At 62.2% G+C, this 20,439-nt stretch carries 23 protein-coding genes; 12 read left to right on the top strand and 11 right to left on the bottom strand.

The window, feature by feature from the left end; all coding sequences use genetic code 11:
• Positions 1-71: 71 nt before the first annotated feature.
• The 3 genes from ACYVGC_RS13490 to ACYVGC_RS13480 all read left to right on the top strand — a co-directional run bounded on the left by ACYVGC_RS13490 (position 72) and on the right by ACYVGC_RS13480 (position 2,519).
• The gene (locus ACYVGC_RS13490) at positions 72-392 is read left to right on the top strand and encodes a four helix bundle protein (protein WP_460584513.1); all 321 of its coding nucleotides are present in this window, start codon (positions 72-74) and stop codon (positions 390-392) included.
• 28 nt (positions 393-420) lie between these two features.
• Positions 421-1,350: an alpha-E domain-containing protein gene (locus tag ACYVGC_RS13485; RefSeq protein ID WP_460584358.1), complete on the top strand. Its 930-nt coding sequence runs from the start codon at positions 421-423 to the stop codon at positions 1,348-1,350.
• 194 nt (positions 1,351-1,544) lie between these two features.
• On the top strand, positions 1,545-2,519 hold the full coding sequence (locus ACYVGC_RS13480; RefSeq protein ID WP_460584357.1) for a transglutaminase family protein: 975 nt from the start codon (positions 1,545-1,547) through the stop codon (positions 2,517-2,519).
• A gap of 119 nt (positions 2,520-2,638) precedes the next feature.
• Here the strand turns inward: ACYVGC_RS13480 and ACYVGC_RS13475 are convergent, their stop codons facing one another.
• From ACYVGC_RS13475 to ACYVGC_RS13460, 4 genes are all read right to left on the bottom strand, one after another.
• The gene (locus ACYVGC_RS13475; RefSeq protein ID WP_460584356.1) at positions 2,639-3,085 is read right to left on the bottom strand and encodes an energy transducer TonB; all 447 of its coding nucleotides are present in this window, start codon (positions 3,083-3,085) and stop codon (positions 2,639-2,641) included.
• Positions 3,086-3,100: 15 nt separating this feature from the next.
• Positions 3,101-3,919, bottom strand: coding sequence for a M48 family metalloprotease (locus ACYVGC_RS13470; protein ID WP_460584355.1), 819 nt, complete (start codon positions 3,917-3,919; stop codon positions 3,101-3,103).
• Positions 3,920-4,072: 153 nt separating this feature from the next.
• Positions 4,073-4,411: a toxin-antitoxin system YwqK family antitoxin gene (locus ACYVGC_RS13465; protein WP_460584354.1), complete on the bottom strand. Its 339-nt coding sequence runs from the start codon at positions 4,409-4,411 to the stop codon at positions 4,073-4,075.
• Positions 4,412-4,427: 16 nt separating this feature from the next.
• Positions 4,428-4,841, bottom strand: a complete 414-nt coding sequence (locus ACYVGC_RS13460) for a BlaI/MecI/CopY family transcriptional regulator (RefSeq protein ID WP_460584353.1) — start codon at positions 4,839-4,841, stop codon at positions 4,428-4,430.
• 285 nt (positions 4,842-5,126) lie between these two features.
• Here ACYVGC_RS13460 and ACYVGC_RS13455 point away from each other — a divergent pair, with 285 nt between their 5' ends.
• On the top strand, positions 5,127-6,188 hold the full coding sequence (locus tag ACYVGC_RS13455; RefSeq protein ID WP_460584352.1) for an Ldh family oxidoreductase: 1,062 nt from the start codon (positions 5,127-5,129) through the stop codon (positions 6,186-6,188).
• 189 nt (positions 6,189-6,377) lie between these two features.
• Here the strand turns inward: ACYVGC_RS13455 and ACYVGC_RS13450 are convergent, their stop codons facing one another.
• Together ACYVGC_RS13450 and ACYVGC_RS13445 are read right to left on the bottom strand one after the other, a co-directional pair.
• The gene (locus ACYVGC_RS13450; protein ID WP_460584351.1) at positions 6,378-7,112 is read right to left on the bottom strand and encodes a hypothetical protein; all 735 of its coding nucleotides are present in this window, start codon (positions 7,110-7,112) and stop codon (positions 6,378-6,380) included.
• Between the two features lie 121 nt (positions 7,113-7,233).
• Complete coding sequence (locus ACYVGC_RS13445; RefSeq protein WP_460584350.1) at positions 7,234-7,860, bottom strand: phosphatase PAP2 family protein; 627 nt, start codon at positions 7,858-7,860, stop codon at positions 7,234-7,236.
• 116 nt (positions 7,861-7,976) lie between these two features.
• Here ACYVGC_RS13445 and ACYVGC_RS13440 point away from each other — a divergent pair, with 116 nt between their 5' ends.
• Complete coding sequence (locus ACYVGC_RS13440) at positions 7,977-8,507, top strand: GNAT family N-acetyltransferase (RefSeq protein ID WP_460584349.1); 531 nt, start codon at positions 7,977-7,979, stop codon at positions 8,505-8,507.
• A gap of 157 nt (positions 8,508-8,664) precedes the next feature.
• On the opposite strand, the gene ACYVGC_RS13435 is transcribed toward ACYVGC_RS13440, so the two are convergent.
• Entirely contained in the window at positions 8,665-8,988 is a 324-nt protein-coding gene (locus tag ACYVGC_RS13435; RefSeq protein WP_460584348.1) for a hypothetical protein, read from the bottom strand.
• Between the two features lie 257 nt (positions 8,989-9,245).
• On the opposite strand from ACYVGC_RS13435, the gene ACYVGC_RS13430 reads away from it, so the two are divergent.
• The 3 genes from ACYVGC_RS13430 to ACYVGC_RS13420 all read left to right on the top strand — a co-directional run bounded on the left by ACYVGC_RS13430 (position 9,246) and on the right by ACYVGC_RS13420 (position 12,633).
• Entirely contained in the window at positions 9,246-10,691 is a 1,446-nt protein-coding gene (locus tag ACYVGC_RS13430; RefSeq protein ID WP_460584347.1) for an alpha-amylase family glycosyl hydrolase, read from the top strand.
• A 126-nt stretch (positions 10,692-10,817) separates the two neighbouring features.
• On the top strand, positions 10,818-12,152 hold the full coding sequence (locus ACYVGC_RS13425; protein WP_460584346.1) for an alpha-amylase family glycosyl hydrolase: 1,335 nt from the start codon (positions 10,818-10,820) through the stop codon (positions 12,150-12,152).
• A 151-nt stretch (positions 12,153-12,303) separates the two neighbouring features.
• Positions 12,304-12,633, top strand: coding sequence for a DMT family transporter (locus ACYVGC_RS13420; RefSeq protein ID WP_460584345.1), 330 nt, complete (start codon positions 12,304-12,306; stop codon positions 12,631-12,633).
• Positions 12,634-12,657: 24 nt separating this feature from the next.
• Here the strand turns inward: ACYVGC_RS13420 and ACYVGC_RS13415 are convergent, their stop codons facing one another.
• The 3 genes from ACYVGC_RS13415 to ACYVGC_RS13405 all read right to left on the bottom strand — a co-directional run bounded on the left by ACYVGC_RS13415 (position 12,658) and on the right by ACYVGC_RS13405 (position 15,695).
• Positions 12,658-12,957 (bottom strand): hypothetical protein, encoded by a 300-nt coding sequence (locus ACYVGC_RS13415; protein ID WP_460584344.1) that lies wholly within the window; start codon positions 12,955-12,957, stop codon positions 12,658-12,660.
• A gap of 209 nt (positions 12,958-13,166) precedes the next feature.
• Complete coding sequence (locus tag ACYVGC_RS13410; RefSeq protein ID WP_460584343.1) at positions 13,167-13,586, bottom strand: hypothetical protein; 420 nt, start codon at positions 13,584-13,586, stop codon at positions 13,167-13,169.
• Positions 13,587-13,679: 93 nt separating this feature from the next.
• Positions 13,680-15,695 carry a M1 family metallopeptidase gene (locus tag ACYVGC_RS13405; RefSeq protein ID WP_460584342.1) on the bottom strand — a complete coding sequence of 672 codons (2,016 nt, stop codon included), beginning with the start codon at positions 15,693-15,695 and terminating at the stop codon, positions 13,680-13,682.
• A gap of 262 nt (positions 15,696-15,957) precedes the next feature.
• Between ACYVGC_RS13405 and ACYVGC_RS13400 the strand changes: the two genes are divergently transcribed.
• Genes ACYVGC_RS13400 through ACYVGC_RS13390 form a run of 3 tightly spaced genes read left to right on the top strand, consistent with a single transcriptional unit; the run spans position 15,958 to position 17,913 of the window.
• Positions 15,958-16,542 (top strand): nitroreductase family protein, encoded by a 585-nt coding sequence (locus tag ACYVGC_RS13400; RefSeq protein ID WP_460584341.1) that lies wholly within the window; start codon positions 15,958-15,960, stop codon positions 16,540-16,542.
• 27 nt (positions 16,543-16,569) lie between these two features.
• On the top strand, positions 16,570-16,962 hold the full coding sequence (gloA2, locus tag ACYVGC_RS13395) for a VOC family protein (RefSeq protein ID WP_460584340.1): 393 nt from the start codon (positions 16,570-16,572) through the stop codon (positions 16,960-16,962).
• 3 nt (positions 16,963-16,965) lie between these two features.
• Entirely contained in the window at positions 16,966-17,913 is a 948-nt protein-coding gene (locus ACYVGC_RS13390; protein WP_460584339.1) for a hypothetical protein, read from the top strand.
• 7 nt (positions 17,914-17,920) lie between these two features.
• Here the strand turns inward: ACYVGC_RS13390 and ACYVGC_RS13385 are convergent, their stop codons facing one another.
• Positions 17,921-19,162, bottom strand: a complete 1,242-nt coding sequence (locus ACYVGC_RS13385; RefSeq protein WP_460584338.1) for an MFS transporter — start codon at positions 19,160-19,162, stop codon at positions 17,921-17,923.
• A 276-nt stretch (positions 19,163-19,438) separates the two neighbouring features.
• On the opposite strand from ACYVGC_RS13385, the gene ACYVGC_RS13380 reads away from it, so the two are divergent.
• Entirely contained in the window at positions 19,439-20,383 is a 945-nt protein-coding gene (locus ACYVGC_RS13380) for an aldo/keto reductase (protein WP_460584337.1), read from the top strand.
• Positions 20,384-20,439 lie beyond the last annotated feature (56 nt).

The raw sequence follows: 20,439 nt of genomic DNA, 5'->3' as shown, positions 1-20,439 counted from the left end.
ATTACCTTGAGGACCTTATGAAAGACTTCAGATTAGCTCATGTCTTCTAGCTCTAATGTGCTCCTGGAAAAATCGTTTGCCCTCGGTGTGCGGATGTTCAAACTGGGTTCTTACTTGCAACATCGGCGCGAGTTTGTCGTGTCGAAGCAAGTCGTTCGCAGTGGCACAGCCATTGGGCTAATGCTGAAGAAGCCGCCGGGGCTATTTCTCGTGCCGATTTCAGTGCCAAAATCTCCATCGCCTACAAAAAGGCCCGCGAAACCAGCTATTGGCTACGTCTCCTACGCGCCGCCGACTGCCTAGATGAACGGCTCTTTGATTCTTTACACGGTGAATGCCAGGAACTCTGTAAAATCCTTTTCGCCACCCTCCGCACTAGCGGCCGAGCCTAATTGCTCACTGCTCACTGTTAATTACTATATGTTAAGCCGCGTTGCCGACACTATCTACTGGCTGGGCCGCTACATGGAGCGTACCCAGGCCATGCTGCAAGTTATTCGCATTCAGTATATTGCTTCGCAAGATGAGCCGCAGTACCGGGGCTGGCAGCCACTGCTCGAAACCTACGGCGACCTCAGCGAAGCGGAACTGGCCAAGCGCGCGCCGCACACGCCGCAGGTGCTCTACCACCTGCTGTTCGACCGCGAAAACGCGGCCTCGGCATACCGCAATATTGTGCAGGGCCGCGAGAATGCCCGCGCCGTGCAAGACCACATCACCAAAGAAGTGTGGCAGAGCCTGAACGACTACTACCACCTCATTCGGCACGATGCGCTGGCCCACCAGACGCTGGGCGAAGACCCCGTTTCGGGCATGGATAACCTGTTGCAGCAAAGCGTATTATACGTAGGTACGGTGCAAAACACCATGCCCCGCGACGAAGGCTACATCTTCCTCAAGCTGGGCAAGTTTTTGGAGCGTGCCCTGCAAACGGTTGATTTGCTGCGCCTCAACCGGCACCTCTTCGAGCCCGAAAACGCGGGCGGCCCCGATAGCCACCAGCTGCGCTACCTGCTCTACGGCCTACTAGGGTATGAGCTCTACGTGAAAACCTACCAGGGCAACCTCGAGGCGGGCAGCGTGCTGGAATTGGTGCTCTACAACCTTGACTTCCCGCACTCGCTGCTCTATAGCCTGGGCCAGCTGCTGCGCTACTGCGAGCGCCTCAAAGACAAAAGCCGCCCCGAAAGCTACGAGCACCTGCGCTTCCTCATCGGCAAGGCGCGCACTACGGTGGCCTACAGCAACTTGCGCGGCCAGCAAGCGGGCGCGCTGGCCCCCTTCCTGGCCCAGGTACGCAGCGAGTTGGTGGCCATCACGGCCGCCCTCAGCAGCGCGTATTTCAATTAGTAATGAGCAATGAACAGGGAGCAATTGAAACGTCATGCAGACCGTAGGGAAGCATCTCGCTCGCATCGTTGTGAGTTCGTTCGACGAGGCGAGGCGAGCGAGATGCTTCGGCAAGCGGACGCCAGATAAGCATGACGTTCTGCTGGCTTCAGTATAATTGCTCACTGTTCATTGCTAACTGATAACTGATAAAAATGGCTTCTTATAAAATTCAGCACCGCACGCGCTACGTGTACGCCGCGCCGGTTATCGACTGTGCTAATCAACTGATGGTGTACCCGTTGCCCGATGAGCGGCTGACGGTGAAGAGCCACGCCGTGCGCATTTCGCAGCACCCCGAGGTGGCCCTGTTTACCGACTGCTTTGGCAACCAGGTGGGCGTGTTCTCGCTCATTCAGCCGCATACCGAGCTCGTGATTGAGTCGCAGGCCGAGGTAGAAACCCACGCCATTCAGTTTCCGATGGATGAGGAATCGGCCGAGGCGCAGTGGAGCAACCTGGCCAGCCTGCGCCAGGATGTAGCTTTTATGGACTTCCTGCGCCTACCGCACTCCGAGGTAGAAGCCGAGCTGCGGCAGGCGCTGGGCGGCATCGTTACCTACGGGGCCAAGCCACTCAAGCACGCCCTCGAACTATCTGAATATGTGCACGATAACTTTCAGTATCAGCAGGGCGTAACGAGCATCGAAACGCCGCTGGAGGCCATTTGGCGGCTGCGGGCGGGCGTGTGCCAGGACTTTGCCCACCTGCTACTGCACCTGCTGCGCCTCAACGGCCTGCCCGCCCGCTACGTGAGCGGCTACGTGTGCCCCCGCGAAGAAGGCGTGCGCGGAGCAGGCGCCACCCACGCCTGGGTCGAGGTATACGTGCCATTCTACGGCTGGCTGGGCCTCGACCCCACCAACAATTGCATCGTCAACGACGGGCACGTGCGGGTGGCCATCGGCCGCAATTTTGCCGATTGCACCCCCGTAAAGGGCACCTACAAAGGCACCGGCGCGCACACCCTGGAGGTGTCGGTGCACATCGAAAACGGCCAGCCCCTGCCCACCGACAACCTGCCCGATGTGCCCGTGTACGTGCAGCAGGCCCCCGCCCCCGCCGCGCCCACCAACTCCTACCGTAAGTACGTGGACTGGGAGCAGCAGCAGCAGCAGCAGCAGCAATAACAGCCTCAAGCCAGCCGGTTGCCTGCCCGTCGGAGCGGCCAGCATACCAGCCGTTACAACCCCAAAAGCCGACGCTCCTCACCTGAGAGGAACGTCGGCCTTTGGAGCAACTACCGACCCTACTGCGGCTTGAGCTGAATAGGCACCGTGAAGCTGACGGCCACATTTGTACCGCTTTGCTTGCCAGGCACGAAACGCGGCAGCTGCTGGATGGCGGCCAGCACGGCCGCGTCGTAGGCCGGGTCGAGGCCCTTCACTATTTTGGTGTCGCGCACGCTACCATCGGCCCCCACGATGAAGCTGGCGAATATTTTCCCTTCGGGCATGGGGGTGATATTGGCCACCGTGCGCAGCAGATTTTGCTGAATAGCCATCACGATGGCTCCCATGCCGGGCTGGCCGGGTAGGCTGGGCATCTGCTCCACATAGGTGTACACTTTTTCGCCAGCGTCAGCAGCCGGTTGCTTGGGGTCGGTGCCGAGCACGGGCGGCGGCGGTGGAGGCGGCGGGGCCAGCTTATCAACGGGAGCAGTCTGGCACGCCGCTAGAAATAGCCCACCCAGCACAGGCAGGACCAGCCACTACTTCCAGCGGCGCACGGGGGTTTGGGTCTGCAACATGGCAATGCGGGTGAGTATGAAAGAAAAAGTAAACGACTGAATCAAGGCTGAATAGCCCAGCCGGGGCGACTGGCCTAGGGCCAGCCGGGCCAGCAGCGTAGCGTAGGGCTGCACTGCCACGGCGGGGCTGGCAGCCTGGTCGGCCAGCAGTTCGTGAGTGAGGCGCAGGGCCGGCAGCAGCAGGTGGGCGAATGGGTTGGGCCAGAGCACAATGCGCCACGCTTCGAGCCAGAGCACGTCGTAGCTGTGGCCCTGGCGCACGTGGGCCAGCTCGTGGGCCAGCACCGCCGTAGCCTCGGCGGGCGTGAGGGCCGCGGTTTCATCCCAAAAAACGGTACGGCCGAAGGAGCTGGTGGGCAGCCGCCCGCCGGTGTAGGCCAGCGCGTAGCCGGGCCGCGCTGCGCGCGGCAGCCGGCGCGTGGTGCGGCGCAGCTGCCAGCCGCGGTAAGCCAGCCGGGCCAGCCCCACCCCCACCCCAGCGGCGTAGAGCCAGGTCAGCCAGCTCCAACTCACGCTAGCAGCCGGAGCCGGCGCGGCGCTTTGCAGGGCGGGCAACACCACGGCCAGCACCGCGCCCGGCTCGCGGCTGGCGGCCAGCCAGCTGGGCAGCGCCACCTGCGGCAGTAGTGGCAACCCGGCAGCCAGCACTGGGGCCAGCAGCAGCGCGCGGTTGTAGCCAAAGCACCGCTCGCCGCGCAGCGCCACCCGAAACAGCAGCCACAGGCCGCCCAGCGGCAGCAGCGTGCCCGCCAGCCAGGGCAAAAGAAAGAACGCATCCATACGCAATCGGCTTGAAGGGTGAAACTGGTAGCAAATAATTATCTATTAGTCAATACTTTATTACTTCTTAGTCGGGTAGCGGGTGCTTACGTGCTTACCAAACTAATAAAGCTGCACGCTGTCGAGGGTGCCGGCCGGCGAGTAGTGTTGCCACTAGCCCAGCCAGAAAAAGTGCGGGCCACCGGGCTCGGCTACCACCCGCGCCCGGCCCCGGCGCGCCACTTGCCCGCCGGGGTAGTAGTAGCTGATGTCGCTGAAGCCGTGGCGGCGATAGCGCTCCTGGCGTTGCAGCTCGCCGGCCAGCGCGTAGTAGCGCCAGCGCCCCACCGGGCGGCCGTGCCGGTAGCGGCCCCGCGTGAGCAGCTGCGTGTGCGCATCGTCGTAGTACGCGCGGTGGCGGCCCTGGCGCTGCCCCAGGCGGTCGGCGGGCCGCGTGGCGGTGCAGGCCGCTACAGCTGAAGCTAAGACAATTACTGACAGTGTATTACGCATACCTCACACGCTGCTGCTAAACTGGGGGCTGGCTTTCATCGGCAGCATTTTCGGCGGGTGGCTCCTCGGCTTGGGCGTGGCGTAGCAGGGCATCGAGCTGGGCGGCATCAAGGTTTTCGTCTTGGGCAAAGAAGGAAACCAGCTGGCCGAACGAGCCGCCGAAGTAGCCCCGCAGCAGCTTGCGCAGCGAAAAGCGCCGGTAGTCGTCCTGGGCCACCAGGGCGTGGTATTGGTAGCCGCGGCCCACCGGCTCGTAGCCCACGAAGCCCTTTTGCTCCAGAATGCGCACGATGGTGCTCACCGTGGTGAGAGCCGGCAGCGGCGTGGGCAGCGCCTCGCGCAGGTCCTTCACGTAGCTGGGGCCGCGCTGCCACAGCAGCTGCATCAACTGCTCTTCAGCGCGGGTGAGTTCGGGAAATGGCGGCTGCATAACTAATTGGCTGAGTTGATAATGCGAAGTACGTAGCTTTTCAACGTAAATCTTAGTTCATAACTAATATTTACGTTGAAAATAGATAAAACATTGATAATGTGCTAATTATTATTAGTACGGTTTTCCAATAGCGCGAAGCCTCCGCTTCGTGCGTGAGCGCAGCAAGCAGCCGGTACCGCGCCAAATACTAGCCGCTCGCTGCGCTCGCGCACGAAACGGAGGCTTCGCGCTACTTGCAGCCGTAGGCGTAGGTTTGTGGCTCGCGCCACTCCCCTAACCGCCATGACGTTCTCCTACCAACAGCTTTTCGCTTTCGCCGAGCAGGTATTCCTAGCCATGGGCTGCCCGCCCGCCGATGCCACCTTGGCCACCGAAACCCTGCTCTCGGCCGACCTGCGGGGCGTGGACTCGCACGGCGTGGCGCGGCTAAGTGGCTACGTGCGCCTCTGGGAGGCAGGCCGCATCAACGCCCGGCCCCGCGTGGGCGTCACCTACGAAACGCCCAGCACCGCCGTGGTCGATGGCGACGGCGGCCTGGGTTTGGTGGTGGGCCCCCAGGCCATGCGCATTGCCATGCAAAAGGCCGCGCTGGTGGGCACCGGCTGGGTATCGGTGCGCAACTCCAACCACTTTGGCATTGCCGGCTACCACGCCATGCTGCCCCTGGCCCAGGACATGATTGGCATTGCTATGACCAACGCCTCGCCGCTGGTAGCGCCCACGCACTCGCTCGATAGGCTACTGGGTACCAACCCCATAGCCGTGGCCGTACCCGCCGGCGAGCAGCCCGACTTCGTGCTCGACATGGCCACCACCACGGCCGCCAACGGCAAGCTCGAAATTGCGCAGCGCAAAAACCTGCCCATCCCCGAAGGCTGGGCCCAGGACGCCGCCGGCCAGCCCAGCACCGATGCCAACGCCGTGAAAAACGGGGGCGCGTTGCAGCCGCTGGGCGGCGCTACGGGCTCGCACAAGGGCTACGGGCTGGGCGCGGTGGTTGATATTTTTTCGGCCGTGCTCAGCGGGGCTAATTACGGGCCGTGGGTGCCGCCGTTCGTGGCGTTTTTGCAGCCGCCGGCCGACCCGGTGGGTCAGGGCATCGGGCACTTTTTTGGGGCCATGCGCGTGGATGCCTTCCGGCCCGCCGACGAGTTTAAAGCCCACATGGACAACTGGATAACCACCTTCCGCAACGCCAAGGCGGTGGAAGGCAAGCAGGTGCTCATCCCCGGCGACCCCGAGCGCCACATGGCCGCCCACCGCCTCCTCGAAGGCCTGCCCTTGCTCGACGCCGTGGTACAGGACCTTGTAACAACCGGGGCTAAGTTTGGCGTAAAGCTCTAGCTAACTCAAGTTGCGCGCCATGCTCCCCGGTCCGCCGACGCAAGCCGGCCGACCGGTTGTCGTTGCGCAGCCCGCGCCGGCCAACGACAACCGGTCGGCCGGCTCGCGCCGGCGGACCGGCCAATTGGCCCCTCAAACTGAAACTTTCCTGGGCGGCGCGCTGGCGCGCAACTTGGGTTAGCTACCGGGCTACTTAGGCGAAGAAGCAGGCTGCGCAAACACCAGCCAGTTGGACTGCCGGGGCGTTTCGGTGCGGCGGTGGCCCAGCGTCACTACCTGGCTGCCGCGCTTGTACCAGCCGGCGTCCCAGTCGCCCATGTCGAGGTACAGGGCGTTTTTAGCCCCCAGCTCCACCAAGTCGTCGCCAAACTGCTGCATTCCAATAGCATCTGATGCGCTTTCTACCACGGCAAACCGGTGGTCGGCAAACTCGACCAGGGCGCGGCGCTGGAACAGGCTGCCACCGGCGGGCTTCTGGTTTTTGCTATCCAACACCAGTAATTCCTGCAAGAGCAAGGTGCCCTGTTGACTTTGCACGCGCGCCAGCTGCGCGCTGGGCGGCGACTTCCCTCTATCAATCTTGTTGATAGTGAGCTTATTACCGATAATAGTCAATACACCATTCAGAAATCCTACCGTGGCCTTCGTTTGCCGCAGGCGGCCATTGGCTACCAGCAGGTCGAGCGGCTGGCTGGTTTCCAAATCGGTGTAAGCGGCGGCTACGCTTAGCGCGCAATTTTCATCCTCCGCGCTAGGGCGTGCGGTTACTACCTGAATAGCCAGGTTTTGAGGATAAAACACTGCATATGAATTACCTCCTTGAGTTGTGCGCTCTTTGACAACAACTTGGTGGGCAGTATTTTGAGTGCAGGCCAGCAGGCCCAGCAGCATCCCCAGCAACAGGCTTTTATTCAGGATTTTCATTGAAACAAGGTTCAGGCAACAGAGAGGTAAGGTAAGCTTTAGCTTGCCACCGAGTCGAGAGCAAATTACTAGTTAGCAGCTAGATACGCAATAGCTGCTCCCGCTACTGGCAAGCTAAAGCTTACCCTACATCGGGGCTGGGCAACGCAGCGGCGGCCACTAGCTGCACCAGCAGCACCCAGCCCACGGCGGCACCCCAGCCGGCCAGCACATCGGAGGGGTAGTGCACGCCTAAGTACAGGCGCGCCCAGCCCACGCCCAGCGCAAACAGCGGGGCCAGCGCCCAGGCCCGGCGGTGGCGCGGCAGCACAAAAAACAGCGCCGCCGCCAGCGCCGCCGTGTCCATGGCGTGGCCGCTAGGGAAGCTGAACGTGTGCTCGGGCCGCAGGCTGACCCACAGGCTAGGCCGAGGCCGGGTGGCGAAAAACTTAATGGCCTGGGTGAGCAGCATGGAGCCCCCCAGGCCGGCCACAAACAGGCGGGAATCGCGCCGGCGGCCCACCCAACCCAGGGCGGCGGCAGTAAGCACGCCGGCCGCTAGCATTGGCCCGGTGTTGCCCACGATGGTAAAAAAGACGGCGAGCCCGTCGAGCGCCGGGGTGGCGTGGCGGTGCAGGGCCAGCAGCACGGGGTCGTCGAACGGTGCCTGGCCGGAGCGGGCCACCAGCGCGCCCATGGCACCAAACACGCCCCAGGCCAGCGCGGCCGGCAGCCACAAGCGGCGCGCACCAAACGAAATAGCTGCCATAACACGAAAAGCAAGGTTGCAGGCCCAGATACGGCAAAGCCGGGCGTGGGGTGCCCGTGCCTAGCTTCGCCCCTCCTAAGTACTGCCGTGCCTTATGCTAAGTACTGCCGTGCCTTATGCTCCCTTTCACCACCAATCGCCTGCTGCTACGCCCCCTGCGGGCCGGCGATGCGCCCGGCTTATTTGAGCTCGACAGCGACCCCGCCGTGCAGCGCTACCTGGGCGGCATTGGCGGCCCGCGCCCGGCTAGCCTGGCTGATAGTGAGGCCGCTATCCTGCGCATCGAGGCGCACTACGCGGCGGCCGGTGGCCTGGGGCGCTGGGCGGTAGTGCTGCGCGCCACCGGCGAGTTTATGGGCTGGGCCGGGTTGAAGCTGGTGGCCGGGCCCATCAACGGCCAGCACGATTTCTACGACATCGGCTACCGCTTTTTGCCACGCTACTGGGGCCAGGGCTACGGCTACGAGGCCGCCCAGGCGTGGCTGACCTACGGCTTCGCTACGCTGGGCCTGCCGCGCATCTGCGCCTACGCCGACGTGGAAAACGCGGGCTCGCGCCGCATTCTGAAGAAGATTGGGCTGGTGCCAGGGGCCACGTTTGAGGAAAGCGGCACGGCTTGCATGTGGTACGAACTGGCTGCACCGTAGATTTTTACCTTCTCTTGAAAGCAAAAAAAGGACTGTTTGGCTACCCAAGGGTAGTCGAACAGTCCTTTTTTGTTGGTCGCTAACTTTTGGGCCGGCGGCCCTGGCTTAGCAAAGCCTGACATAAACTACCAGGTTATTACCGGCAGCTTATTGTTAGTTAGCCCTTTAGCTGGCTAGCGGCCGAGCTAAGTGCCTGGCCAAGCTGCATCAGCTTGTCCTTGCTGTCGGCGGTGGCCGACGAGGCGGCTTTGGTGGTGTGCTCGCCCAGGGTTTGCAGGCTGCTGCCGATGGCGCTGCTGTCGCCGCTGCCGATGGCATCGTTCAACTTTTTGAGTTCCGAGCTGATGCCCGCGAGCTGCGGATTGCCTTGGAGCGTGGTAATCCAGCCCTGAATGTTGGGGCCGGCCGCGCCGGCGGCGCTGGTGAGGCCGCCTTGCAGCGCTTGCAGGGTGGCATCGAGTTGACTGGTGGATTCTGCCATGGTGGGTAAGGAAAGGTGGAGGTGAAGATGTGGCTTATTAACTCCTTACCTCATCGCTTGTTAGCCAATAAGCGTGTAAGATTTCGGCTTTATTATTAAATAATCTGGTAATAGCGGAGCTTACTTTTGGCGGGGGCAGGCCAGGGGTACCTTCATCCACCGGGCGGCCCGCTCATTGGCTGGTTGTACGGAGGCTACCGACCGGGGTATTTGCGGGCTACCGAAGTTGCATGCCGGGCCGGCTAGTACCTTGCGCCATGCGCTGTTTTCGTCCTTGCCAGCTGCCTGGCAGCTTACTAGTGGGCCTGCTCGGGCTCGCTGCCTGCTCGCCCACCGACCCATCTACCCAAGCCGCTACTCCCCTTGCGGCTGCGTGCCGCCCGCCCGCGTCCTTCACCGTGCAGCACCCCGCCTGGGTTACCAACGCCAGCCTCTACCAGGTAAACGTGCGCCAGTACACGCCCGAGGGCACGTTCCGGGCGTTTGAGAAGCACCTGCCGCGCCTGCAAAAAATGGGCGTAACCGTGCTGTGGCTGATGCCGGTGCAGCCCATTGGCGAAGTGAAGCGCAAGGGCACGCTGGGCAGCCAATACTCGGTGCGCGACTACCGGGGCGTGAACGCCGAGTTTGGCTCGGTGGCTGATTTGCAGCACCTTATCGCGGAGGCGCATAAGCTGGGTATGCACGTTATCCTCGACTGGGTGGCCAACCACACCAGCTGGGACAGCACCCTGAGCAAGGAGCACCCCGACTGGTTTACCAAGAATGCGCAGGGCGGCTTCCAGCCTCCCGTAGCCGATTGGCAGGACGTCATTGACCTCGATTACAGCAAGCCCGACCTGCGCCAGTACATGACCGCGAGCATGGCCTACTGGGTCAAAGAAGTAGGTTTCGACGGCTTCCGCTGCGACGTGGCGGGCCTGGTGCCCACCGAGTTTTGGAACGACACGCGGGCTTCGCTGGAAAAAATCAAGCCCGTGTTTATGCTCGCCGAGTGGGACGAATTACATAACCCGCCCTTCCTCAAAAAGGGCGAATTCACCCCCAATACCCATTTGCTCGAAAAGGCCTTTGACGCCACCTACGCCCTCAAGCTGCACTACCTGCTCGACAGCGTGGCGCAGGGCAAGCGCCCCGTGGCGGCGCTGCCGGGCTACTTCGCCGCCGAGCGCCGGATGTACCCGGCCGGCGTGTACCTGATGAATTTTACCAGCAGCCACGACGTCAACTCCTGGGACAACCCCGAGGGCGTGCGCCTCGGGGCCAATGCCCAGGCTATGGCCGTGCTCACGGCGCTGGTGCCGGGTATTCCGCTGGTTTACAGTGGCCAGGAGGCAGCCTCCACCAAGAAGCTGCGGTTTTTTGACAAGGATACTATTCGGTGGAACGGCTACCCGCTGAACGCTTTTTACGCGGCCCTGCTGCACCTCAAGCAAAACAGCCCGGCCCTGCGCAACGGCGATGCCTGCGCCAAATTCACCATCGTGCCCGCCCCGGCCGACTGCTTCGTATTTGAGCGCGCCAGCGGCGACGACAAGGCCAAAACCTGGGTGGCCATCAACCTGGGCACCCGGTCCCAAACCCTGGCCCACCCCCTCGAAACCGTCACGGATGCCTTCGCCGACGTGGGCGCGCCCGTGACCGATACCCTGGTGACGGTGCCCGCCCACGGCTGGCGCGTGCTCAGCACCCTCAAACCGTAGCAAGTAGCGTAAGCTTTAGCTTGCGAGCGAGCGCCAGCGGGCAGCTCGCGGTCGGGTCGCCTGGCCCGTTCCCGCCTGCTCGCTGCGCTCACTCGCAAGCTGAAGCTTACGCTACATTTTTCTTTTATGTCTGACCTCTTTACCGTGCACCACCCCGAGTGGGCCGCCAACGCCACCATTTACGAGGTAAATGTGCGCAACTACACGCCCGAGGGCACCTTTCAAGCCTTTGAGGCGCACCTGCCGCGCCTGGCCAAAATGGGCGTTGTCATCGTGTGGCTGATGCCGGTGCACCCCATTGGCATGGTGGGCCGCAAGGGCTCGCTGGGCTCGCCCTACGCGGTGCAGGACTACTTTGCAGTGAATGAGGAGTTTGGCACGCTCGACGACCTGCGCCACCTCGTGCAAACCGCCCACGAGCTGGGCCTCAGGGTGTTACTCGATTGGGTGGCCAACCACACCAGCCGCGACAACGCCCTCATCACCCAGCACCCCGCTTGGTACCAGCATGATGCGCAAGGCCAGCTGGTGCCGCCCGTGGCCGACTGGACCGACGTGGTAGCCCTCGACTACACCAACCCCGCCCTGCGCGCCTACATGGTAGAAGCGCTCAGCTACTGGGTGCGCGAGGCCAACATCGATGGCTACCGCTGCGACGTGGCCGGCCTGGTGCCCACCGACTTTTGGGACGAGGCGCGCCCGGCGCTGGAGGCCATCAAGCCCGTGTTCATGCTCGCCGAGTGGGATGAGCTGTATCCCTCGGGCGGGCTGACCTGGGAGGAATTCAACGCCGACACGCACCTGCTCGAACGGGCGTTCGACATGAGCTTCGGCCTGCGCCTGCACTACCTACTCGACCACATTGCTGAGGGCAAAGCCGCGCTGGCCGACATCGACACCTACCTGGCCGCCGAGCGCGCAAAGTACCCGCCCAGCGTGTACCTCATGCACTTCACCAGCAACCACGACGTGAACAGCTGGGACGGCACCGAAACCGAGCGCCTGGGCCCACTGGCCCAGCCCTTTGCCGTGCTCACGGCCCTGCTGCCCGGCATGCCCCTGCTCTACAGCGGCCAGGAAGCCGGCCTAAATCGCCGCCTGGCTTTCTTCGACCGCGATACGATAACCTGGGCCGCGTTGCCGCTGCAAGACTTCTACACCAAACTGTTGCAGCTAAAAAAGCGCCACCCCGCATTGCGCAATGGCGACCCGGCCAGCAACTTCCAGCGCCTCACCACACCAGCCGGCCTCTACGGCTTCGTGCGGGAGAAAAATGGCTCGGCGGTAATCGTGGTGATAAATGCCACCGCCGAGCCGCTGGAATTACCGGGGCAAAAAATGCTGGTATCGCCCCAAAAAGGCTTATTCGACGTGTTCAGCGGCGAGGCTCTCACCCTTGCGCAGGCCAAGACGCGGCGGGTACCCGCCCACGGCTGGCGCGTGCTGCGCACCCGCGACTAAAAGAAAGTAGCTTGGACTTTGTAGTCCGAGCGTGAGCGCGGCGAGCATCTGGCAGTTGGCACTGAGCTGGCTATTTCGGTCTGTGCAAACGTAAGATGCTCGCTGCGCTCACGCTCGGACTACAAAGTCCAAGCTACTTTTCTACCTCATCATGCCCTACTTATTCTTGTTCTTAGCCATTATCAGTGAGGTAATTGGCACTACGGCGCTCACGGCTTCCGGCCAGTTTTCCAAGCTGGTGCCCAGCCTGATAACCGTGGCGGGCTACGGGCTGGCGTTCTACTTTTTCAGCTTTTCACTCAAGGCCATTCCGGTGGGGGTGGCCTACGCCATTTGGGGCGGCGTGGGCATTGTGCTGGTTACGCTCATCGGCTTTTTCTACTTCAAGCAGCGGCTCGATTTACCCGCGCTGGCGGGCATCGCGCTCATCGTGACGGGCGTGCTGGTGATGCAGCTGTTTTCTAAAACGGTGACACACTGAGGGCTGGGCCGCCGGGGCCGGCGGCTACTCCTGAATGCAGGTCAGCCGCACGCCATCGCCGGCCATGCAAATGCTGAAGCCTGGCTCATCAACGTAGCTGATGGTCACCTTGGTACCGTCTTTTTTGGCGTAGTTCTGCCACAGGTCTCCGTGCGGCTCCAGGCGCTTACCGTTGGCCAGTTCCAGCACAAAGCCGCAGCCATCGAGGCGCAGGTTGCGTACGGTGGCCGGCGTGCCGCAGCCGGGATTTTCGGCGGTTTTTTGGCAGCCGAAAGCCAGGGATAGCAAAGCGGCTACGAACAGGGCAGAGTAGCGACGACGCATAATAGTGCAGGGAGTAAGCGTAAGTACTTCTCCAACAAGAGTATGAGAATTAGCTGCATGGTTGCAATAGTCTGGACGCAACAGCCTTTTCTATTTCAAGCAGTAATCCTGCTGGCGCGTGTTGGCTGGTAGTGCGCTCGTTGTAGTGGGGCGCTGGCGCCGCGGCTGTTTTTCGGAATAATCTGGCACTAAGTAGCCTAGCTGCCTGGCTAAGAATTCGATAATTGTGCGGCAGCATCTACGGGCGGCAGTTCAAAGGCCACTAAACCTTTTTGCACGTCAAATTCTGCTTTCAACTGAGCAAGTATCCGTTCGGCCGCAGGAGTATTCGATATCCCCCAAATACTTTCTTCAACCGACAGCCCCAGCAGCAACTGCGTAGTCCCTCCAAAGTGCACCATTACGTGGTTGTGGCTAGCTGCCCGGCCCCGTAAGTAGAGCGTAAAGCTGCAACTGCTATCCGCCAGGCCGTAGGCCAGAGTAGCGGCGAGGTTGCCCGTACTGACGTACTCCTCTGTACCCCAAAGCCAAACTACGTAACTACCAGATAAAGAATTCGTTGCCAGGTCGGCGTAGCGGGTTAGAAAATCATCCAGGCAGGCCTGGCTGCGCGCAGTTTCGATGTACACGTCCAGGCAAGGCGGCATACTTGTTTTGTAAGTTGAGTCACAAGAAATCCCCCCTCTCGTTGGAGAAGGGGGATTGAGAATAAGGGTTGAGGCCTACTCCGGCAGCTTCATGGCCCGCCAGGTGTTGTTGAAGCGGTTCACGTCGGGCAGGATGTTGGTGGGGTTCAGCACCACCGTGGTTAGCGGCGTGGTGGTGTTGGCCCGGAACGTCCAGGTGCCGCCGCGCTGCCAGATTTCGACGGGCAGGTGCACGGTGGTTTTCTTGCCGTTGCTTTCCGTGATTTCGGCCGTTACGGGCATGGCGGCCTGGCCTTTGTTTTCGATGGTGATGAGCGCGCCCTTGCTGGCGTCCTGGTTCACGTAGGCCACCGAGTTCACGGCCTGGTCGAGCAGCCAGTTCTCAAAAAACCACTCGTGGTAGAACCACGTCAGGTCTTCGCCGCCCACCTCGTTCATGGTGCGGAAAAAGTCGCGCGGGGTGGGGTGCTTAAAGGCCCAGCGCTTGATGTAGCTGCGAAACGCGTAGTCGAAGCGCTCGGGGCCCAGGATTTCCTGGCGCAGCAGGTACAGGCCAAAGCCCGTTTTGCTATACGCCGCAAAGCCCAGGTTGCGGGCCTGCGTCACGTCGGGCACGGTGTAGGGCACGTCGGCGTTGGGGTCGAGCAGCGCCCGGATGATGCCCGGCGTAGTGCGGCCCTCCACGTCGGCCAGCGCCTTGTATTCGCCGTTGTTGAAGTCCTTGGTGGATAAGATGTTGATAAACGTGTTGAAACCCTCATCCATCCACGGATACTTGCGCTCGTTGGAGCCCACAATCATCGGAAACCAGTTGTGGCCAAACTCGTGGTCGGCCACGCCCCAGAGGCTGCCTTTCTTGGCCTTGGCGCCGCAGAATACGATGCCCGGGTACTCCATGCCGCCCACCACGCCGGCCACGTTGGTGGCCACCGGGTAGCTGTACTCGTACCACTGCTTCGAGTTGAATTCGATGCTCTTTTTCACGTACTCGGTGCTGCGGTTCCAGGCCGTATCCTGCGCAGCTTCAGTCGGATAGAGCGACATGGCCAGCGACTTGCGGCCGCTGGGCAGGTTCATTTTGGCGGCATCCCACACGAAGGCGGCCGAAGCAGCCCAGGCCACGTCGCGGGCCTGCTGGCACCGGAAGTGCCAGGTAAGGCGGCCGTTGCGGCCGGCCGGGCGCGAGCTGGCCTGCGTCACCTCGGCGGGCGTGCGCACCAGCACGGTTTTATCCGAGCCGGCGGCCTGGGTGAGGCGCTTTACTTGGCTGGCCGTGAGCACTTCGGCCCCGTTTACCAGCTCGCCCGAGCCGCCCACGATAAAGTTGGCGGGCACGTTGAGGGTGTAGTCGTAGTTGCCGTAGTCGAGGTAAAACTCGGCCGACATGTAGGGCAGCGTATTCCAGCCCTCCACGTCGTCGTACACGGCCATGCGCGGATACCACTGCGCCACCTCAAATATTTCGCCGTTCTGGGTTTTGAGGCGGCCCAGGCGGTCGGCCCCGTACTCGGGGATGTTGAAGGCGTAGGCAATGCTGATTTTGAGCTTGTCGCCCTTGGGCTTCATCGGCTCGGGCAGCACAATCTGCATTCGTGTATCGTACACGTGATAAGTGGCTTTCATTTTCTTACCGTGTAGCTCAATGGTCACGGTTTGCAGCGAGTCGCCGCCCTGAAAGCCGCGCGCCCCGTTGCCAAAGCGGCTGCCCGCCAGCGGCGTAGCCGCCGCCCCGCGCGAGTCGGCCCGAAACAGATTTTGGTCGAGCTGCACCCACACAAACGGCAGCTCATCGGGGCTATTATTAGTGTATGTTATTGTTACATTGGATGTTACGCGGGCCGTCTTGTCGTCGAGGCTGGCGGCAATCTGGTAGTCGGCCGCGTTTTGCCAGTAGGTGGCGCTGGGCTTGCCGCCGGCGGTGCGGGTGGCCGGCCCCACCTGGTTGAGGTAATCGGGGTTGAACAGGGCCCGGGCGTTGTAGGGCGGCAGGTTGGCCGGGGGCTGCGGGGCATTGAGCTGAGCCTGGGCCTGGTTTGCGCCCAGCAGCAGCGCCGCGCTGGCCAGCAGCTTCGCAAAGGAAAAGTTATTCATGAAAAAGGAAAAGGCGATTTGCCAAAAATAGGCAGCCGCCGAAAAGTATGGGTGAAGAAACTGCGTTTTACTGGTTTAGGACTTACACAAAAGGCGTTGGTCACTGCGAGCAGCGCGAAGCAATTGCACTAGAACGGCACCCACGCCGGTCGTTCGTCCATCGTTCTGGGGCGATTACCGCGACCTTACTTAATGCGCAACATGCTCGCAATGACCAACGCCTTTTGCATAAGTCCTAGTTAATTACCAAAAATTACGCTTCATGACCTTCGACCCTCAGCAATTCAACGAGCTTATCCGTACCCGGCGCAGCGTATTTGTGCCGCAGTTTGAGCCCGGCAAAATCATCCCCGACGACATTATTTGGCAGCTGCTCGAAAACGCCAACTGGGCGCCCAGCCACAAGCGCACCGAGCCGTGGCGCTTTACGGTGTTCACAGGGACCGGCCTGCAAAAACTCGCTGATTTTCAAGCTAATCTGTACAAGGAAACGGCCGGCTTCAAATTCAACGAAGGCAAGTACGAGAAGCTGCTGGCCATGCCGCCGCAGTGCTCGCACATCATTGCCCTGGGCATGCACCGCAGCGACGACGGCCTGCCCGAAATCGAGGAAGTGGAGGCCGTGGCCTGCGCCGTGCAAAACCTGGCGCTCTCGGCCCACGCCTATGGGCTGGGCGGCTTCTGGAGCAGCGGCGGCGTCACCTACACCGAGCAGGCCAAGGCGTTTTTTGGCCTCGGGCCGGCCGATAAGTTGCTGGGGTTCTTCCACCTAGGCTACGTGCGCACGCCGGGCTCGGCGGGTAAGCGCGGCCCCGTACAGTCCAAAACCCGCTGGATGACTGAATAACGTAGCGCTTCGCGCTACATTCGCCCCATGGCTATTTCTCTGGCGGGCGTGCACCACATCGCCATTATCTGCACCGATTACGCCGCGTCGAAGGCGTTTTATACCGAGGTACTGGGCCTGAAAATCATCCGTGAGGTGCACCGCGCTGAGCGCGAATCCTACAAGCTCGACCTAGCCATTGGCGACCAGTACGTTATCGAGCTGTTTTCTTTTCCGAACCCGCCGCCCCGCACCAGCCGGCCCGAGGCGGCGGGCCTGCGCCACCTGGCCTTCGCGGTGCCCGATGTGGCGCAGGCTATTCAACACCTGGAGGCACACCAGATTACGTGCGAACCCATTCGGATTGACGAGTTTACGGGTCGGCGCTTCACTTTTTTCAGTGACCCCGACGACCTGCCGCTAGAGCTTTACGAAGGCTAACTTATGCTGAAGAATTACTGCTTGGTGGTGGCGCTGGCGTTGGCCGGCTGCGCAGGCAGCCGCCCCGCCCCGCGCCTGCTCGTGACGGCTGGCTACTGCGACCCGCCCCTGCCCTACCGCTACGACCCGGCCTACACGCCGAAAGTCGATTTTGAGGCGGCCCTCACGCCGGCGCTGCTGGCGCGCTACCCGCGCCGCAACCTACTCACTGCCAACGCGGCCGGCATCTTGCCCGCGCTGCAAACCCTGCTGGCCCTGGAGGCCCAGGCCCGCCAGCAGCCCGGTCCGGCCACCGAGGTGGCCGTGCTGCGCCAGCGCCAACTCATCCTGGCGCAGGTGGCGCTGGTGAGCACCACCGTGGCCAGCGTAGCTGCCGAGCTCGACTGCGAGGGCGAGCGCGCCGACCAGGTAGCCGGCTACCTCAAGAGCCAGGACGACCACCGCACCCAGCGTCTCAACGTGCTGTCTATCAGCGTGGGGGCGGCCAGCGGTATTGGCACCACAGTTATCGACAACCAGCCCGGCCAGTATGCCTTTGGCATTGGGGGCGGGCTGCTGGCGGCGGGGTTGGGGCTGCTCACGCTCACCGGCAACCACACGGCCGAGTTCAACCACCCGCGCAACCTACTGGCCGAGGTGTGGCAGGAGAAACCGACTTCAGCCGTGTTTCCGCCCAGCGTGTGGTACCTGCTCACCGAGCCGGCCTTCAGCAACCAGGGCCAAACTGCCCTGGCCCACAACACGCGCCAGCGCTGGACGCACTACGGCCAGCTCGACCAGCCCGACTCCAAGGAGGGCCAGCAGCTGGCCGCCCTGCTGTTTGGCACCGGTGGCGAGTACTCGTCCGACCAGCTCACGGTGCGCGCCAACATGCTCAACGAGCTGCAATCGGCGGTGCGCCTGCTCAACCAAGAGCTGCAAGGCCTGCTGCTAGTGCTGACGGAGCGCTGAGCGCCGCCTACCGGGCCGCCAGCGTAGCGGCAGGGGCCAGCGCGGCCGCCTGCGTCTGGCGCAAATGGCGCAGGTAGAGCAGGCCAATGAGCAGGGCTAAAACACCCTCAGCCAGCACGGTAGCCCGCACGCCGAAACGCGCGGCGGCTGCCCCCACCACCAGGCTGCCCAGCGGCAGCGCCGTGGTGTACACCAGCACGTAGAGGCTGATGACCCGGCCGCGCATGGCCGGCAGCACCGTAGTTTGCAGCAGCGTCACGTTGAGGGTAATCTGGGCCATCATGCCGAACGCGCCCCCCACCAAAAAGGCCAGCGCCAGCCAGTACCACGGCGTGTAGGCAAACAGCAGCAGCCCCACGCCCAGCACGAACGTATTGACGGTCATTACTTTATTTAAATCGGCGCTCGGCGGCAGCGACGTCAGGTACAACGCCGCCCCGAGGCCGCCCAGCCCAATGGCCCCATCCAGCATACCGAACGTGGTGGCGGTGCCTTGAAAAATATCCTTCGCATACACCGGCATGAGCGCGGTGAAGGGCAGCACCAGCAGCGCCATGAGCCCCAACGTGCTGATAATAAACCGAATATCTGGCGTGTCGCGCACGTACCGAAAGCCATCGGCCAGCTCGGCCAGCATGGCTTGCGTGCGCGGCGCGGCTACGTAGGCCGGCAGCCGCAACGCTAGCAGCGACCCGATAACGGCCACGAAGCTGACCGCATTCAGCCCGAAACAGGCGGCGGCCCCCAACCGCTCAATGGCCAGGCCCGCCACGGCCGGCCCCAGCAGCTTGCTCAGGTTGAGCATGGTCGAGTTGAGGGCTACTGCGTTGGGCACGTCCTCCTTGTCATCTACCAGGTCGTACACCAGCGACTGCCGGGCCGGCACGTCGAAGGCGTTGATAATGCCCAATACCGCGCTCAGGGCAATGATGGCCGCCACCCCATCGTGCTGCCACACCACGGCCAGCGTCAGCAACACGGCCTGCACCATCGACAGCACCTGCGTGAGCAGCAGCACCCGGTAGCGCGAGTAGCGGTCGGACACCACGCCCCCCAGCAGCGAAAACACGGCCGATGGAAAGAGCGTGGCAAACACGCTCACGCCCAGCATAAACTTGGATTGCGTTTGGGCATATACCACCCAGCTCACCGCCGTTTTCTGCATCCAGGTGCCCAGCAGCGACAAGGACTGCCCCGCAAAAAACAAGCAAAAATTGCGGCTGCGAAACGCGCGAAAAGCTTCGGGCATAGGAATGAGCTGTTATCTTTTAGCGGCTAGCTTTCTTTTTGATTAATAATGCGTTATGAATAACCCAACGTCAGTTTCGGGCTAGCTGACCATTCCAGCCATAAGGCTTTTGCCAAACCACAGTTCAGGCGCTTAGTACGCCCCCTGTCTTCTATCAGCTTACCAATACGAGTTAACGGCCCGCTGCGGTAATTAACCCAAACCGTATGGGGGAGTTATACACTACTGCGGCGGCCGTGCGCTGCCGCCTTTTCAACTACTCCTTTTCCATAAGTAATGGCAACTCATCGTGAACTCGGCCGCTCGGGCCTGCACCTCGCCCCGCTCGTGCTGGGCGGCAACGTATTTGGCTGGACGGCCGACGAACAGGCTTCCTTCGCCGTGCTCGACGCCTTTGTGGCGGGCGGCGGCAACGCCATCGACACGGCCGACGTGTACTCGGCCTGGGCGCCCGGCCACGAAGGCGGCGGGCAGTCGGAAACCGTAATCGGCAAGTGGCTCGCCCAGCGCGGCCGGCGCGACGACGTGCTCATCTTTACCAAAGTGGGCATGGAGCTGGGCCCCGATAAAAAGGGCCTGTCGAAAGCCTACATCAAGCAGGCCGTGGAGGCGTCACTCAAGCGCCTGGGCACCGATTACATCGACCTCTACCAGAGCCACCAGGACGACGAAACCCTGCCCGTAACCGAGCCGCTCGAAGCCTACGCCGAGCTGCTGAAAGAAGGTAAAATCCGGGCCATCGGCGCGTCTAATTTCAAGCCCGCACGCCTGCAAGCCGCCCTCGATGCCACCCAAAACGGCCTGCCGCGCTACGAAAGCCTCCAGCCCGAGTACAACCTCTACGACCGCGCAACTTTTGAAAAAGACGACCTCGGCATTGTGCAGGCCAGCGGCATCGGCGTCATCCCGTATTTTGGGCTGGCCGCGGGCTTCCTCACCGGCAAGTACCGCAGCGAAGCCGATTTGAAGAAAAGCCAGCGCGGTGGCGGCATCGGCAAGAAGTACCTGAACGACAAGGGTTTCCAAATCCTGAAAGCCCTCGATGCGGTAGCCGACCGCCATGGTATCAGCCAGGCGCAGGTGGCGCTGGCGTGGCTCATGCAGGCCCCTGGCATCACGGCGCCCATTGCCAGCGGCACCAGCGCCCAGCAGGTGCAGGAACTGACCAAAGCCATGGACGTGCAACTAAGCACCGCCGACGTGGCCGAGCTGCAAGGCTAGCCAGTAGGCCTCTCACCACTGAAGCAAGGCAAGAAAAGACCGTCAGGCTGAGCCTG

It is taken from the genome of Hymenobacter arcticus, assembly GCF_054779975.1.
The sequence above is the reverse complement of the archived record's forward strand: the minus strand, read 5'-3'. Positions and strand labels throughout refer to the sequence as shown.